General features: G+C 63.0%; 14 protein-coding genes. 7 read left to right on the plus strand and 7 right to left on the minus strand.

The annotated features are described in order from the left end of the window. Window positions 1-12 precede the first annotated feature (12 nt). From phaP to H1204_RS39405, 3 genes are all read left to right on the plus strand, one after another. Window positions 13-438, plus strand: coding sequence for a TIGR01841 family phasin (gene phaP, locus H1204_RS39395; protein ID WP_180734056.1), 426 nt, complete (start codon window positions 13-15; stop codon window positions 436-438). A 75-nt stretch (window positions 439-513) separates the two neighbouring features. Beyond that, window positions 514-1,347 (plus strand): poly(3-hydroxyalkanoate) depolymerase, encoded by an 834-nt coding sequence (gene phaZ, locus H1204_RS39400; RefSeq protein ID WP_180734057.1) that lies wholly within the window; start codon window positions 514-516, stop codon window positions 1,345-1,347. After that, window positions 1,344-2,627: a DUF445 domain-containing protein gene (locus H1204_RS39405; protein WP_180734058.1), complete on the plus strand. Its 1,284-nt coding sequence runs from the start codon at window positions 1,344-1,346 to the stop codon at window positions 2,625-2,627. Before phaZ ends, H1204_RS39405 begins: the two co-directional genes overlap by 4 nt. A 19-nt stretch (window positions 2,628-2,646) precedes the next feature. On the opposite strand, the gene H1204_RS39410 is transcribed toward H1204_RS39405, so the two are convergent. Then, the gene (locus H1204_RS39410; protein ID WP_180734059.1) at window positions 2,647-5,379 is read right to left on the minus strand and encodes a LuxR C-terminal-related transcriptional regulator; all 2,733 of its coding nucleotides are present in this window, start codon (window positions 5,377-5,379) and stop codon (window positions 2,647-2,649) included. Window positions 5,380-5,615: 236 nt separating this feature from the next. Beyond that, window positions 5,616-6,563, minus strand: coding sequence for a chemotaxis protein (locus H1204_RS39415; protein ID WP_180734060.1), 948 nt, complete (start codon window positions 6,561-6,563; stop codon window positions 5,616-5,618). A 212-nt stretch (window positions 6,564-6,775) separates the two neighbouring features. Between H1204_RS39415 and H1204_RS39420 the strand changes: the two genes are divergently transcribed. Both H1204_RS39420 and H1204_RS39425 read left to right on the plus strand, forming a co-directional pair. Then, window positions 6,776-7,024, plus strand: a complete 249-nt coding sequence (locus H1204_RS39420; protein WP_180734061.1) for a helix-turn-helix transcriptional regulator — start codon at window positions 6,776-6,778, stop codon at window positions 7,022-7,024. Window positions 7,025-7,026: 2 nt separating this feature from the next. Beyond that, window positions 7,027-8,376 (plus strand): type II toxin-antitoxin system HipA family toxin, encoded by a 1,350-nt coding sequence (locus H1204_RS39425; RefSeq protein WP_180734062.1) that lies wholly within the window; start codon window positions 7,027-7,029, stop codon window positions 8,374-8,376. Between the two features lie 923 nt (window positions 8,377-9,299). Here the strand turns inward: H1204_RS39425 and glcF are convergent. The 3 genes from glcF to glcD are packed head-to-tail and all read right to left on the minus strand — an operon-like array spanning window position 9,300 to window position 13,112. Next, entirely contained in the window at window positions 9,300-10,532 is a 1,233-nt protein-coding gene (gene glcF, locus H1204_RS39430) for a glycolate oxidase subunit GlcF (protein ID WP_180734063.1), read from the minus strand. A 13-nt stretch (window positions 10,533-10,545) separates the two neighbouring features. Beyond that, entirely contained in the window at window positions 10,546-11,613 is a 1,068-nt protein-coding gene (glcE, locus tag H1204_RS39435) for a glycolate oxidase subunit GlcE (RefSeq protein WP_180734064.1), read from the minus strand. After that, the gene (glcD, locus tag H1204_RS39440) at window positions 11,613-13,112 is read right to left on the minus strand and encodes a glycolate oxidase subunit GlcD (RefSeq protein ID WP_180734065.1); all 1,500 of its coding nucleotides are present in this window, start codon (window positions 13,110-13,112) and stop codon (window positions 11,613-11,615) included. The genes glcE and glcD overlap by 1 nt, the downstream gene beginning before the upstream one ends. A gap of 220 nt (window positions 13,113-13,332) precedes the next feature. On the opposite strand from glcD, the gene glcC reads away from it, so the two are divergent. Next, entirely contained in the window at window positions 13,333-14,112 is a 780-nt protein-coding gene (gene glcC, locus H1204_RS39445; RefSeq protein ID WP_243468874.1) for a transcriptional regulator GlcC, read from the plus strand. A gap of 134 nt (window positions 14,113-14,246) precedes the next feature. On the opposite strand, the gene H1204_RS39450 is transcribed toward glcC, so the two are convergent. After that, on the minus strand, window positions 14,247-14,675 hold the full coding sequence (locus H1204_RS39450) for a hypothetical protein (protein ID WP_042305518.1): 429 nt from the start codon (window positions 14,673-14,675) through the stop codon (window positions 14,247-14,249). Window positions 14,676-14,859: 184 nt separating this feature from the next. Here H1204_RS39450 and H1204_RS39455 point away from each other — a divergent pair, with 184 nt between their 5' ends. Beyond that, the gene (locus H1204_RS39455; protein ID WP_180734066.1) at window positions 14,860-15,726 is read left to right on the plus strand and encodes a 3-hydroxybutyryl-CoA dehydrogenase; all 867 of its coding nucleotides are present in this window, start codon (window positions 14,860-14,862) and stop codon (window positions 15,724-15,726) included. A 4-nt stretch (window positions 15,727-15,730) separates the two neighbouring features. On the opposite strand, the gene H1204_RS39460 is transcribed toward H1204_RS39455, so the two are convergent. Further along, window positions 15,731-16,594, minus strand: coding sequence for a GNAT family N-acetyltransferase (locus H1204_RS39460; RefSeq protein ID WP_180734067.1), 864 nt, complete (start codon window positions 16,592-16,594; stop codon window positions 15,731-15,733). Window positions 16,595-16,638: the final 44 nt, after the last annotated feature.

Genomic DNA, 16,638 nt, shown 5'->3' on the forward strand with positions numbered 1-16,638 from the left:
GGAGTATTGACGATGGAATCGACCAGCAAGAACAGCATTTTCACCGAGTACACGAAGCTCTTCGGACAGTTCAAGCTGCCCGGCATCGATATCAGCGCGATGGTCGAATCGCGCCGCAAGGACATCGAGGCAATCGCCGAAGCCAACACGACCGCGCTGGCAGGCGTGCAGTCGCTGGCGCAGAAGCAATCGGAGATTCTTCGTACGTCGCTGGGAGAGTTGCAGGCGTTCGTCGCGCGGTTCACGCAGCCGGGCGAACAGTCCATCGCCAGCGCGGGCGACGCGGTCAAGCAAACGCTGCACAAAGCGCTCGTCGATGTGCAGGACCTCGCGGACACGGCTTATCGCGCGCAATCGGATAGCGTCGCTGTCGTGACGAAGCGCGTCGCCGAGCGTGTCGAAGAGCTGAAGACGCTGCTTCAACCGAAGAAGAAGTAATACGGCACAGCGCGTGCGGTACGCCGGCGCATCGAATGCAATACTCGCATCCAGAAGAACATTTGGGAGATAACAATGCACATAAGCCCTGAATCTGCCTGCAGCATGCAAATCCGTACGATCGATCTGGATGGCCAGACGTTGCGTGTCGCAACGTGGCAGGGCAGCGACGCGTCGCCGCCGCTGCTCATCTTCAACGGCATCGGCGCGAATCTCGAACTGGTGGAACCGTTCGTCGCCGCGCTCGACGATGTGAGCGTGATCATCTTCGACGTGCCGGGTGTCGGCGGTTCGCCAGCGCCCGTCGTGCCGTACCGCTTTTCGACGTTGTCGGTGCTGGCCGACAAGCTGCTGACGCGCCTCGGTCACGACGGCGAAGTGGATGTGCTCGGTGTTTCGTGGGGCGGCGCGCTCGCGCAGCAGTTCGCGCGTCTGTATCCGCGACGCTGCCGGAGGTTGGTCCTTGCGGCCACGTCGCCGGGCGTGCTGATGGTGCCGGGCAAGCTCTCGGTCCTGTCGAAGATGATCGGACCGCGCCGCTATACCGATCCTGCGTACCTGCAGGAAGTCGGGGCGGACATTTACGGCGGCGCATACCGGCGCGACCCGTCGCTGCTCAAGGCGCACAGCCGGCACATACAGCCGCCGCGCGGACGCGGCTACCTGTATCAACTGCTCGCGGCATCGGGCTGGACCAGCCTGCCGTGGCTCGGCTCGCTACGCCAGCCGACGCTCGTGATGCACGGCAGCGACGACCCCATCGTGCCGCTGACCAACGCCAGGATTCTCGCGGCGCGGATTCGCAACGCGACGCTTTACGTGATCGACGATGGTCACCTCTTTCTCATCTCGCGCGCGAATGAAGTCGCGCCTGTCGTGCGCCGGTTTCTGCGGCAGGAGGCGAGTTGAGTTTCTTCGTGGGCGGCGAGGACGACGCACGGCCGATAGCGGCCAACGCACGCGAACACGCCAAGATTCACGGCCTGAATCGCATGCGGCGAACGGCGACGGCGCTGCTCCTGCTGATGTGCGTCCTGCTGCTGGCGTGTGTCGTGTGGCAGGCCGATCACGCGTGGCTTGCATGGCCGCGTGCGTTCGCCGAGGCGGGGATGGCGGGCGCGATCGCGGACTGGTATGCCGTCGTCGCGCTGTTTCGGCATCCGTTGGGTTTGCGGCTGCCGCATACCGCGATCATTCCGCACAATCAGCCGCGCATTGCGGAAAGCCTCGGCAGCTTCGTCGAAGAGCATTTTCTGCAGCCGGAATTGATCATCGGCAGATTGAGCGGTCACAATGCGGCGCAGGCGCTCGCGCGCTGGCTCGCGCAGCCGGAGAACAGCCGCGGAGTGACCGCTGTGATCGTGGACTCGCTAGCGGGACTGCTCGACGACATGGATGAAGCCGACGTCGCGTGGTTGTTCGACCGCATTGTGGCGCCGCAGTTACGCACGCTCGATATCGCCCGCGTGGCAGGCGACGCGCTCGATGTGCTCACGCAAGGCGACCGGCATCGGCCCTTGCTGGATCATGGACTCGTGGCGCTCGAAAAGTGGCTGACGTCGAACGCAGACCTGATCAAGGCCAAGTTCAGCGAAGCATCACGGTACACGCCCGCGCCGCTCGATGCGTACATCGTGCGCAAGTTCATCGAAGGCGTTCTCGCGCTGCTGCATGAAGTCGCGGCGAGCCCGGACCATCCGCTGCGCCGTCAGTTCGACGAGGCCTTGCAGACGCTGATCGTGCAGTTGCGGACGTCGACGGCGCATCGCCGCTTTGGCAGGTCGCTGCTGTGTGATTGCGTGCGTCATTTCCGGCGTGCCGGCCGCTATCGCGCACTGCTCGACTGGCTGCGTACACGCATCATTGCCGATCTCGGCCGCGAGCAGTCGGCGGTGCGCGACACGCTGGCGCGTGGGCTGCTGTCGCTTGGCAGGCGCATCGGGCGCGAGCCTTCGATCCAGCGCAAGCTCAACGCGTGGTGGATCGCGCTGGCGCATGAACTCGTGGTGCGCTATCGGCATCTGTTATCCGCATTGATCACCGAGGTCGTCAAAAGCTGGAACGCGGATGAAGTCAGCCGCAAGATCGAAGTGCAGATCGGCCGCGACCTGCAATATGTGCGGATCAACGGCACGTTCGTCGGCGGGATGGTTGGTGTGCTGATTCACGCTGTCACGCTAGCCGCGTGACGAGATGCGGGCATCAGCATCAGCCCGCCGCAACCAGTCCCAATGCCTGCGCGCGCGCAACGGCCTGCGCCCGCTTGTCGACGTTCAGCTTCACGAAGATATTCTTCACGTAGGTCTTGACCGTCTCAGGCGAGATGCCGAGCGTGCGTGCAATTTCCTTGTTCGATTGCCCCTGGGCAATCAGCTCGACGATGCTCCGTTCCCTTGCGCTCAACGCGTCGCGCACCGTGTCGCTAGCGGGTTTCGCGCCGGGCTCGTGCAGCGCGCGCCAGCCATCCAGCAGACGGTCGATATACGCGAGCGTTTCCTTCGTCGTCGACGTGGAGCGCGTGTCGTCGCGCACTGCTTGCAGCAGCGGGCCGATTGTCGCGCCCTGGTCGATGATCGAGCGATAGATGTCGTGACTCGTATTCAGCACGTCGCGAAAGATCTCGACGGCGCGGGCCTGATCGTTTGCGCGCATCCACACGAGCGCGAGCACCGTGCGCAAGCGCAGCGCGAGATAGTCGTTATGCCGGCTTTCGACGCTGCGCAATGCGGCCGTGATAGACTCGACGGCTTCGTTGGTACGGCGCTGTTCCATCGCCAGCGAACCCACGGCGATAGCCCGGAAGGTGTCGATCTCGGGCGAGGCCGGCTTCGAAGCGGCGGCGCGCGCGTCCGCCAGTTGATCCAGTTGCACGACACACGCGGCGGCTTCCGTGATCCTGCCTTCCCTCAGATAAAGCCGCGCGCGCTCGACGTGAACGCCGGCGATCATCCTGTCCCAGCCGCGCATATAGCCGAGTGATTGCGCGTGATCGAGCAGCGCGTAGGCGTGCTCGAAGTTCGCACGCGAGATGGCGATCCGCACGAGCACCCGATAGGCAAAAAACGTGCTGTCGAGCAGAACGGCCAGGTCGATCAGCGGCATCAGATCGACGAGCAGCGCTTCGGCTTCGTCGAGCCGGCCCTGTTCGTACCAGATTTGCGCGATCATCGGCGCGCACAGCGCGGCCGAAATCGACTTCGGGCCCGAATGACGCCCGGCGAGCCGGATCGATTCGGCGAAGTAGCGTTCGGCGAGCACGAAGTGCATCTGTTGCATCTCGGCGTGACCGAGCAGGCAGAGCCGGTAGACGGACGCGAACACGTTGCGCTGGTCTTCCTCGATCGAATAGGGAATCCACGGCGTCGCGTACAGCGCGCCGAGGTTGCCTGCTTTCCAGTGCGCAAAACGCACCACGTTGGATGCGACGTTGGTGGTCCAGCTGTCAGTTGACGGATGTTCGAGACACGTTTGCGCGATTGCGAGCGCACGCGGTGCATCGTCCTGCAAGCCGGCGATTACCGAGCGGATCGCCTGGCATTCCCAGCGGATGTTACGGGCGGCTTCGTCATTGCCTGCGCCGGCGTCACGCTCGATGTCTTCGAGCATCGCCAGCGCTTCGTCGAAACGCAACGCGAGCGCCATGCCCCATGCGATGGCGAGCGTGATCCCGACTTGCCCGCGCATCAGATGGGCCGGGAACTGGCGTTGCCAGCCGAGCAGCGTGAGCAGATCGCCTTTCGTGACGAGCGTCATTGCGCAATGGCCCATCAGCGAGACGGCGTGTTCCGGGTCGCCCGCGGCAATCGCATGCCTGACGGCGTCCGTCCATTGCTCCTGTTCGGCGTACCACTGGCATGCGCGCCGATGCAGGCTGGCGACTTCAGTGGGATGCTGGACGTCGAGCCGTCGCCGCAGATATTCGCCCATCAGATGGTGATAGCGAAACCAGTGTCCTTCGATGTCGAGCGGTTCGAGCAGTAGCTGGCGCGTGGAGATCGATTCCAGCATGTCCTGCGCGGCGGCCATGCCTGTGACGGCTTCGCATAGCGGCGCGCACAGGCGATCGAGTATCGAGGTGCGGAGCATGAACCCGACCATCTCTGCGGGCAGGCGCCTGAGCATGTCTTCGAGGTACGCAGCGAACGGCCGTGATGCGCCGGATGGCGGGTTCATGTCCTGAAGGATTTTGCCTTCGTCACGCGAGAGTACCGACGCGGAAATGCGCAGCGCGGCCGCCCAGCCTTCCGTGTGTGCGAACAGCGACTGGATGCCGGCCGCGTGCCGGCCGCCTGGGCATTCATGTTCGACGAAGCTGCGGGTTTCGTCGATGTTGAAGCGCAGCGCGGCGGCGTCGATTTCCAGCAATTCGTTCTTCGCGCTCAGCTGCGCGAGCGGCAGCGGCGGATCGGTGCGGGTGCAGAGCACGACATGCGTATTCGACGGGATGTTCGCGATGAAGTACGCCATCGCATCGTGAATGGCAGGCTGGCCGATCAGGTGATAGTCGTCGATGAACAGATAGATTTCGTCGTCGACCTCGAACAGTTCGTTGATCAGCGTCGACCCGATCAACTGGGCGGGCATGAGCGACGCCTCGGTGGTCAGGCTGATCGCGGACGCGCCGACAGTCGAACAGGCGTTGTGCAAGGCCTGCGCCAGGTGATGGAAGAAGCGCGCGGGTTCGTCGTCATCGCCGTCCAGCGAAAGCCACGCGACGACGGCGCCGCTCGCGGTGAGCCGATTGAGCCACGCCAGCGCCAGCGATGTCTTGCCGAACCCCGCGGGCGCCTTGATGACGGTGAGCCGCCTGGATTCGGCCTTGTCGGCCAGCGCGACGAGCCGTGGCCGGTCGATCAGGCCGGCGGGCAGGCGCGGCGGATAAACCTTCGTGGCGAGGAAGAGGGGCGGGCTCGTGGTCGGCACCGCTTCTGCTACGTGCATCGGCTGCTCCTGGCGTTCGGATTGACCCTGGGTGCCATTCCCTGTTCATGCGACCGCGCTCACTGCACAGGATTATTGCGCTGCGTCACGACAGGGACACGATGAGTTCCGGCGTGTCGATCGATGTCAGTCACAATAGTACGCCCAAAGTCTCGGCCAGCCAGTTGACGCGTTGGTTCTTCGTTCGCTCCACTCCAAAGAGAATGTCCGCACGGCCAGTGCCTTTCGCAGTCAGATCACGCGCCGATCGCGTGCCGGATGGTCTCTGCCAGTTCCGCCGCCTGGAATTTGGCCACATAGCCGTTGGCACCCGCGTTTCGCACGTGCGCTTCATTTGCCGCGCCCGTAAGCGACGAATGGATCACGACGGGGATATCCCGTGTGCGTTCGTCCGCCCTGATACGCCGCGTCAGCGTGAAGCCATCCACTTCGGGCATCTCCAGGTCGGTGAGCACCATCGATACAGCATCACGCAAGCGCGTTTTGTTCCGCTTTGCCTCATCGGCAAGCTTGATGAGAATCTGCCACGCTTCCTCGCCCGTCTTGGCCATGATGCATTCGGCGCCGATGTCGCCGAGCGCCTGCTGAATCATGGTGCGCGCGAGTCCCGAGTCGTCTGCCGCGAGGATTCGGGTGCCCGGCGGCACCTGAAACGCGGCGGTTTCCGGGGCCGCCGAGTCATGCTGATGGGCGGGAAGCACGTCACGCAAGACCTGCTCGACGTCAACCACTTGAGCCAGTCGCGAATCCCCCGTGTTGCCGTCGATCCTTGCAATGCTGGTGACGAGCCCCGACCCGGCCGCCGCCTCAGCCGGAAGCACCTGATTCCAGTCCAGCCGCACGATGTCGTCCACTTCCTGCACAGCGAATCCCTGCGTCGTGCGGGCGAACTCGGTAACGAGCAGGATGTTCAGGCCACGCGTGGGTTCGCAGCCCATCAGCTGCGGCAAGTCCACCACCGGGATGATCTGCCCGCGAATGTTGACCGCGCCCATCACACAGCGGGACGCGCCAACGATGGGCGTGATGACGGGCATCGTGAGAATTTCGCGGACCTTGAACACGTTGATACCGTACAGCTCGTGCGCGCTGTCGCCCGGCACGGTGCCGAGCCTGAAAAGGAGCAGTTCGAACTGGTTTGAACTGGTCAGGGTCGTGCGGGCTTCATTCGATTGGTGGTCCATCACTTGGCTCTGTGGGTTTCACGGGCGCGAAGCATGCGTTTCCCGGTCACTTGTATATCGGCGGGGCCGCGGAAAACATGAACGTCCGCGATACGCTCCCCGTAACCCTCTATCACCACCCTTTACCCGCCACACAACTAATTTGCAAATACCTGCCATACGCGTAAAATACATTTACCTGCCAAACAGGTAACCCGTATAGGCGCTCCGCGATGAAACGCACGTTGCTCAATCCGCACCAGCTTGGCCAGATCCTGCGCACTGCAAGGCGCGCGAAAGGGCTTTCGCAGGCCCAGGCCGCGTCGCGCGTGGGCTTGAGCCAAAGCCGGCTCTCCGCGATGGAACTCAATCCGGACTCGATCACATCGGAGCAACTTTTCGCGTTGCTGGCCATGTACGGCCTCGAACTGAGCGTGCAGACACGGCCCGCCAGCGCGGCGCCGACCCAGGAGAACTGGTAGCCATGGGCCGTCCGTCTCATGCGCGCGCGCTGTCGGTGTGGACCAATGGTCTGCGGGTTGGCACATGGCGCATTCCATCGCGTGGCGACATGGAGTTTCAGTACGACAGCGACTGGATGGCATCGCCTGCCGGGAGGCCGCTGTCGCTCTCGCTGCCGTTCGGCATCGACGATGCGCCGTTGCGCGGCGAGCGCGTGCGCAACTACTTCGACAATTTGCTGCCCGACAGCGAGCCGATCCGTCGGCGTCTTGCCACCCGCTTCAGGACGGCCACCGCCGACGCCTTCGATCTGCTCGAAGCCATCGGCCGGGATTGCGTGGGCGCGGCGCAACTGCTTGCCGAGGATGCGCAGCCGGAAGGATTCGACCGTATCGAAGGCACGCCGATGTCGGACGACGAGATCGCGGAGATGCTCGCGCGCACGGTTACGTCGGGCGGCCCGGGGGCGGGGCGCGACGACGAATACGACGACTTTCGCATCTCGCTCGCGGGCGCGCAGGAAAAGACCGCGTTTCTATGGCACAAGAAAAAGTGGTTGCGCCCACACGGTGCAACGCCGACGACGCACATCTTCAAGTTGCCGCTCGGACTCGTCGGCAACAAGAGGGCGGACTGGACGACGTCCGTTGAAAACGAGTGGCTATGTCTCGCGCTGTTCAGGGCGTTTGGTTTGCCCGCGCCGAATGCCGACATCCTGAACTTTGGCGACCAGAAGGTGCTGGCCGTCGAGCGCTTCGACCGGCGGCTTCATCCTTCGAAGAAATGGATCTTACGGCTACCGCAGGAGGACTTCTGCCAGGTGCTCGGCAAGCCGTCGCATCAGCGCTATGAAGCGGATGGCGGTCCTGGCATGATCGACATTGCGGGTGTGCTGCGTCAATCGGAGCGACCCGAAGCCGACCTGGAGACCTTCCTCAGCGCGCAGATTCTGTTCTGGATGCTGGCGGCACCGGACGGCCACGCGAAGAACTTCAGCGTGCATCTGATGCCGGGCGGGCGATACGCGCTGACGCCGCTGTACGACATCATGTCGATCTGGCCGGTCGAAGGTGATGGCGGCAACCAATGGTCGTGGCACAAGGCAAAGCTCGCGATGGCTGTGGCCGGAAAGAACCGGCACTATCTGATGAAGGATATCCAGCGCCGTAACTTCAACGCGATGGCGTCGCGCTGCTTCTACGGTCCTGACGCCGAGCCGTTGATAGGCCGACTGATCGATGCAACGCCCACGGCCATAGATGCGGTCGCCGCCGCGCTGCCCGCCGGTTTCCCCGGGCGTGTGGCCGAGCGTATCTTCGACGGGCTGCGGATATCTGCGGAACGGCTCGCCGCGATGTCGCCGGGCGTGTGAACGCGACGCCCTCGCGCTTTTTGATCCGAAGTGGTGCTTGTGCGGCGCGAAGTGTTGTCTGCTTTGGCTTGTGCGGGCATCCGTGAGGCGGTGTTTGCTGCGCAAGCGGTTTGGTTTTTTGCCTTTGCGCTGGCATCCGCGTTTTGTTAGCGTGCTTCACGCGTCGCCCCTGTGCGGGGCGGCACCTACTTTTCTTTGCCGCCGCAAAGAAAAGTAGGCAAAAGAACGCGGCTCACACCGCCAACATTTCTTCTTGCCTGAGGGCCCCCAAAGGGTCTTACGCTTCACACGGCAATCACGTGACCCATGCTTGTTGCCAACGCGCTGAATAGGCGCCTCACCCGCTCCATGCGCTCGCGTCGCCACATGCCGCGCCAGATAATTCACGGCCGCCCAGGTGGCAAACTGTGTGTAGGCCGTAGAGACTCACATGCCTCACTCCGGACCGATAGCGCACGCGTTCCACCATGTAAGAGCGCTAACGCATACGACGCGACAACCTACGCACAGTTTGCCACCTGGGCGGTAGATACCATTCGCTGCCGCTGGCCTGAGTACGGGTATTTGAAGCGGGTGAGGCGTTTATTCGAAGCGTTGGCAACGAATGCGAACAGGAAAGTCGCCGTGTGAAGTGTAAGACCCTGTGAGAGCCCTCAGGCAAACACAAGAACGGGCGGTGTTAGCCGCTTTCTTTTGCCTACTTTTCTTTGCGGCGGCAAAGAAAAGTAGGTGCCGCCCCGCACAGGGGCGACGCGTGAAGCACGCTAACAAAACGCGGATGCCAGCGCAAAGGCAAAACGCGGATGCCAGCGCAAAAGCAAAAAACCCAAACCGCTTGCGCAGCAAAACACCACCTCGCGGATGCCCGCGAAACCGCCGAACCACACGACTAGAACCAATCCACAGTGCGTAGCACAAAACCCTTAAGCATCCAAAGCTTCCTCGACCAACTCAATCCAGTGACGCACCTGCGTCTTACCAGCTCCATCCAGATGCATCTGGCAACCCACATTCGCGGTCGCGATGACATCCGGCTTACCACTTTCAAGCGCAGCCATCTTGTTATCGCGCAACTTCTGCGCAAGTTCAGGCTGCGTAATCGAGTACGTTCCCGCTGAGCCGCAGCAAAGATGCGCATCGGGCACAGCCGAAAGATCGAAGCCCAGCCGAGTCAGCACACTCTCCACGGCACCACCAAGCTTCTGCGCATGCTGCAACGTACAAGGACAGTGAAACGCGACACGCATCGCGACGGCATCATCAGCGGGCTGCAATACATCGAGCGGCTCCTTGGCCAGCACCTCGACGAGATCACGCGCCAGCGCACTCACGCGCGCGGCCTTCGCCGCATAAAGCGGATCATTGCGCAACAGATGCCCATATTCCTTCACGAACGCGCCGCAGCCACTCGCCGTCTGCACGATCGCTTCGGCGCCGGCTTCGATCGCAGGCCACCACGCATCGATATTGCGCCGCGCCCGATCAAGCCCTGCGTCCTGCGCATTCAGATGATAGTCAGTCGCACCGCAACAACCTGCTTCGCGAACAGACATCACGCTAATCCCAAGCCGATCGAGCACCCGCGCCGCAGCCGCATTCGTATTCGGCGACAACGAAGTCTGCACGCAACCTTCGAGCATCAGCACACGGCGCGCATGACGCAATGCAGGACGCGCCTTCGGAGGCACAGCGGCGCGTGCCGGAATCTTCGCCTGCACGCTGGCGGGCAAGATCGACCGCACCATACGCCCCGTCTTGAGCAGCGCACCGAACACAGCAGGCTGCGGAATCACCGTCCGCAACCCCTTGCGCGTCAGCCGCTCGCCGACGGGCCGCTCCACACGCCGCTCGAGTTCGGCGCGCCCGATATCGAGCAGCCGGTGATACGTAACGCCCGACGGACACGTCGTTTCGCAATTTCGGCAAGTCAGACATCGATCCAGATGCAGTTGCGTCTTGTCACTGACAGGTTCGCCTTCGAGCAGTTGCTTGATCAGATAGATGCGCCCACGTGGTCCGTCGAGTTCATTACCGAGCAGTTGATACGTTGGGCACGTCGCATTGCAGAAGCCGCAATGCACACACGAGCGCAGGATGCTTTCCGCTTCCGCTGCATCGGGCAGGGCTTTCGCGTGAGAGTCGAGATTCGTTTGCATGATCGCGCTCGCTTCAGAGATCGGCGTACAGTCGGCCAGGGTTCAGCACGCCACCCGGATCGAGGCGGCGTTTCAATTGATGCTGATAGCGCATCAGCGGCGCGGCAAGCGGCTGGAACGGCTCGCAATCAGGCGACGGCGTGAAGCAGGTCGCGTGACCGCCTGCCGCATGCGCGAGTTGGCGAATGTCAGTGGCAGACGCATCGCTCTTGAGCCAGCGCTGCGCGCCCGCCCAGTCGAGCAGCGCATCGCCGGGCAATTGCATCAACGGCGTCGCATTCGGCAGCGACAAACGCCACAACGGACGCGTGTCCGCGAAGAACGGCAGCCGGTGATCGCGCAGCGCATCCCAGAATGCACAGTCGATTTCTTCTCCGCCGATCCGGTCCACGGCCGATTTCACCGAACCACGTCCGCCTTCGAGCCGCACATACAGCCTGCCATTCGCATAACATGCGCCGCTCACAGGCAGCGCGGCCTTGCGCCATGCCGACAGTTCGCGCATCGCTTCGTCGGCGCCGAGTGCGAGCGCGAAGCTGCGGCGCTCGCGCGGTTTCGGCAGCACTTTCAGCGACACTTCCGTCAACACGCCAAGCGAGCCGAAACTGCCTGCGAGCAGACGCGACATGTCATAGCCCGCGACGTTCTTCATCACCTGACCGCCAAAGCGCAGATGATCGCCGTCGCCCGTAATCACGCGGCAGCCGAGCACGAAGTCGCGCATCGATCCCGCCCACGGCCGGCGCGGACCGGAAAGACCAGTCGCGACCGCGCCGCCAAGCGTGCCTTCGCCGTCGAAAAGAGGCGGCTCGCACGGCAGCATCTGATCCGCATCATCGAGCACGGCATTCAGTTCGACGAGCGGCGTTCCGGCGCGCGCGGTGATCACCAGTTCGGTCGGGTCATACGCGACGATGCCGCGATGCGAGCGCGTGTCGAGTTCTTCGCCTTGCACGTCGCGGCCGAGAAAACGCTTGCTGTCGCTGCCGCGAATGCGCAACGGCGTGTGCTGCGCGACCGCGCGCTGCACTTGCGCGACGAGACGCGCGCTGTCGTCCATCGAATCGAATTCGCGTCGCATCAGAAGCGCTCCAGTTCGGGAAAGGGCAGCTTGCCGTGATGAATATGCATCGCGCCGTGTTCTGCGCAGCGATGCAGCGTGGGAATGTTCTTGCCGGGATTGAGCAGGCCATCGGGATCGAAAGCGGCCTTCAGCGAGTGGAACAGCGTGAGTTCCTCACTGCTGAACTGCACGCACATCTGATTGATCTTCTCCCGTCCGACTCCGTGCTCGCCCGTGATGCTGCCGCCCACTTCGACGCACAGTTCGAGAATCTTCGCGCCGAGCGTTTCGGCGCGCTCCATTTCGCCGGGCGCATTGGCGTCGAACAGAATCAGCGGATGCATGTTGCCATCGCCCGCGTGGAAGACGTTCGCGACGCGCAGGCCATATTCACTCGACAGCTCCGCGATGCCTCGCAGCACGCGAGCGAGTTCCCGGCGCGGAATCGTGCCGTCCATGCAGTAGTAATCCGGCGAGATGCGCCCCACGGCGGGAAACGCATTCTTGCGCCCGGCCCAGAAGCGCTGGCGCTCGGCTTCATCCTTCGCAATGCGGATGCCCGTCGCGCCCGCTTCGCGCAGTATTGCGCCTACGCGATCGCAGTCTTCCTGTACGTCCGCTTCCGCGCCATCGAGTTCGCACAGCAGGATCGCTTCCGCATCGACGGGATAGCCCGCGTGGATGAAGTCTTCGGCGGCGCGGATTGCGAGGTTGTCCATCATTTCGAGGCCGCCCGGAATCACGCCCGCGCCGATGATCTGCGCGACGGCCGCGCCCGCTTTCTCGACGTCATCGAAGCTCGCCAGCAGCACCTTCGCGCTTTGCGGCTTGGTCAACAGCTTGACCGTGACTTCCGTGACGATGCCGAGCATGCCTTCGGAACCCGTCAGCAGCGCGAGCAGATCGAAGCCGGGCGAGTCGAGCGCTTCGGAGCCGATCGTCAGACGCTCGCCGTCGATGGTCAGCACTTCGAGCTTCAGGATGTTGTGCCCGGTCAGGCCGTATTTCAGGCAGTGCACGCCGCCCGCGTTCTCGGCGACATTGCCGCCGATCGAGCAGGCGATCTGCGACGACGGATCGGGCGCGTAGTAAAGACCGTGAATCGCCGCCGCCTGCGAGATCGCGAGATTGCGCACGCCGGGCTGCACGCGGGCAATCGATGCCTCAGGGTCGATGTGCAAGATGCGGTTGAAGCGCGCCATCACGAGCAGGATGCCCTGTTCGAGCGGCAGCGCGCCGCCCGACAGACCCGTGCCCGCGCCGCGCGCGATGACGGGTACCTTGCGCGCCGCCGCGAATCTCAGCAGCGCCTGTACCTGCTCGATCGAATCGGGCAGCGCAACCATCATCGGCGTCGTGCGATACGCGGCGAGGCCGTCGCATTCGAATGGACGCAGATCTTCCTTGTCGTGCAGCAGTTGCATCGAGGGCACGAGACGCTGAAGCTCGGCGACCAGCGCGGCCTTGTCATGCGAGGGAAGTGGTCCGTCGATCCGTTCGTCGTAGGCGTAGCTCATGGGGTGTCTCCGTCGGCGCACGTGCTGTGTCATGCGCCGCTTATCCGTGTTGCCGCCGATTGTTCCCGTTTCGTGTTGCCCTGTCGATGCACACGGCAAGTGGTCGTACCAGTTTTTCGATTTCGATGAACCCACGCGGAATGTGAAGAAGCAAGCGTGGAATGGGAATCGGCGCTATCATCGACCGCATCCAGAACCTGTTCGACAAGTGGTCATACCAGTGATTTCAGACCCGGAAAACCCCGCAAAACAGTCCGATCGCAAGATCGCCGATGTGGTCGCGGAGCGCATCGAAAGGCTGATCGTCGACGGCGTGCTGAGGTCGGGGCAGGCACTGCCATCGGAGCGTCGCCTGACAGACAAGCTCGGCGTATCGAGAACGGCTTTGCGCGAAGGGCTAAAGCTGCTGCGCGCGCGGGGCATCATCGAAACGGCTCACGGCAAGGGCTCGTTCGTCGCGAACCTGACTGCGCAGCCGCCGCAATCGCCATTGATGCACCTGCTCGCTTCGCAGCCGCGCACGCTCTACGACCTGTTCGAAGTGCGCGGCATGCTCGAAGCCGAATCGGCGCGTCTGGCCGCGTTGCGCGGCACGCCCGCCGACTACATGATGATCACGCGCCGCTACGAGGAAATGCTCGCCGCGCACAATGCCGAAACCGATCCCGCGACGCACGCGCGCCTCGATCACGCGTTCCATCTGGCGATTTGCGAGGCGTCGCATAACCCGGTGCTCGTGCATACGCTGCGCTCGCTAACGGAGTTGCTGCTGAGTTCGGTGTTCGCATCCGTGAACAATCTTTATCACCGGCAGCCGCATCGCAAGCGGATCGACCGGCAGCATGCGCGGCTCTACAACGCGGTGACGGGCAAGCTGCCCGAGCAGGCGTACCGTGCCGCCGCGGATCACATCGACGGTGTGCGCGAGAGCCTGCAGGAAATCGAACAGGAAGAGCAGCGGCTGGTGCGGGCGACGCTCAGACTCGAAGGCTGGAAGTAAGCGCTCGTTGCTTCGGCGCTTTATTGCCTGCACAGAAACGCAACTACCAGTCTGCCGCGCCCCAGCCTCCGCCAACGCCTTCGGCGGCAACTTCGGCTTCGCAAAAGGAGGGCGGAGCGTACCGCGGAAAAGTGCTACTGCGCCTTTTTCTTCCGCGACGAAGATTTCATCTCGACTACATCGGGCGACCGCTTGCGCTTGCCGGGCAGCACGCCCATGCGCGGGTCGCGCTCGCGTGCAAGCGCGACCATCTCATGCGCAACCGTTTCGAACTCGGGATGCGTCTGCGACACATACAGCCACTTTCCGAGCACGGGATGCGGCGCGAGCACAGGGAAGTCCTCCAGCAAACCCGCTTGCCGGTCATGCGAGGTACACACCACCAGCCCGTTCCACGGCTCATTGCCGCTCGCCACCGCGAGATACAGCAGCCCGTCGAGATATGCCGCCTGAAAGTTGAAAAATCTTTCCCGCGAATACTCGGGGTCGCGTTCGAGCGGTTCGAAAATCCACACGAGCGGGTTTTCTCGCTTGCGTTTCGGGTTCAGTTCAACCGGCTGCATGGCGGGGCCTTCAATGAAATTTTTCCGATGATATAACCGCCGGACCTATCAGGCGCGTGGAGCGTGCGACAGCCTGCCATCCCTTTTTCATACGTATGCGCGCGAGAAACAGGTATCGTATCGCCCATGGTGCAGTGCAACGCATCGACATAACTCAGCACAAATCAGGAGAAAGGAGCAGCAAATGGCAAACAGGATCGAAACAATCGGCATCGTCGGCGCGGGCACGATGGGCAACGGCATCGCGCAGGTATCGGCGGTGGCGGGTTTGAAGGTCGTGCTGATCGACGTGACGGATGCCGCGCTCGAAAAGGGCATCGGGGCGCTCACGTCGAGTCTCGCGAAGCTCGTCGAGAAGGGCAAGATCGAAGCGGCGGCGCGCGATGCGGCGCTCACTCGCATCGAAACCTCGACCGACTATCAGCGCCTGTCAGGCGTCGACCTCGTTGTCGAAGCGGCGACCGAAAACGACGAACTGAAAATCCGCATTCTGCGGCAGATCGAATCGGTGGTGAGCGGCGAGACGATCATCGCGTCGAACACGTCGTCCATTTCGATTACCGCGCTGGCCGCGACGCTAGGCAAGCCGGAACGTTTCGTCGGCATGCACTTCTTCAATCCGGTGCCGTTGCTGCCGCTCGTCGAAGTGATTCGGGGCGTGCAGACCGGCGACGACACGGCTGCCGCCGTGCGCGAACTGACTGAGCGCCTCGGCAAGACGCCCGTCAGCGTGAAGAACGCGCCGGGCTTCGTGGTGAACCGCATTCTCGTGCCGATGATCAACGAGGCGTTCTTCGTGCTGGCGGAAGGCATTGCGACGGCGGAAGAGATTGACGCGGGCATGCGTCTCGGCGCGAATCACCCGATCGGGCCGCTTGCGCTCGCGGACCTGATCGGTCTCGACGTGTGTCTGTCGGTGATGGATGTGTTCCTGAAGGATTTCGGCGACTCGAAATATCGCGCGTGTCCGTTGTTGCGCGAACTCGTGGCGGCAGGGCGTCTGGGGCGAAAGACGGGACACGGCGTGTATCGGTACGATCCGAAGCATTGATGCATCAGCCCAGTTCGAAAGACGTGACACCGTAGAGCCGCGCAAGCGGTATGTCCGGCGCGCGCTTCGTGTACATGCGCGCCGTTTCGAACACGCTCGTCAAACGATGCCGTTCGGCGAGCGCGACGGCGGCTGTGTTGCGTTCGGACACGTCGAGCGCGATAGCCTCGCCGGGGCAATGCGTGATGAGCGCAGTGAACAGGGCTTCGGCTGTTTGCGCGTCGTCGGCGAAAAGCGGTCCGATCTTGCGTCCCTCGCGGCATCGGCGCAGCACGCCATAGCCGCTGATATGGCCTTCGCTGACGCTTGCGAGCGCGACGGCATCCCGTTGATCGATCCATGCGCGCAGAAAGGCGTCGCGCGGCGCCGGAAAGAACAACTGGTCATACGAGGCCAGCTTGTCGAAAGGCAACTGGCGCGCATCGACTAGCGAAGGGTCGTTCGTCACGTCGGTCCCGGGCACACCCTGAAAGCGTATGTTCCGGTACGCGAGCTGAAATCCCGACTTCTTGTAATTCGGCTGTTGCGCGACCACGCCATCGAGTCCAACGTTGCGCTTGCCGAGATACGCCATGCCATGCTGCCAGATGCGCAAGCCGAGCCCCTTGCCGCGAAACTCCGGCCTCACGATATACAGGCCAATGAAGCCGAAATGCGCGTCATAGGCGACGGCTGAAATCGAGCCGACCGGCTCGCCTTGCAACTCGCCGATGAAGAACCCCTCCGGGTCGGCGGCGCGAAAGCAGTGCGCATCGTGCAGGCCTGGATTCCATCCTTCATGCGCGGCCCATTCGATGGCGAGATTCACTTCATCGGCGTTCATCGTGCGAACGATGAAGTCGCGCGGCGCGTGCGTCGCTTCGTTCATGATGTCTCCTTGTCGCGGCCGGGTGCATCTGCTTACATCCGAAC

This window comes from Paraburkholderia sp. PGU19 (assembly GCF_013426915.1).
Taxonomy (GTDB): domain Bacteria; phylum Pseudomonadota; class Gammaproteobacteria; order Burkholderiales; family Burkholderiaceae; genus Paraburkholderia.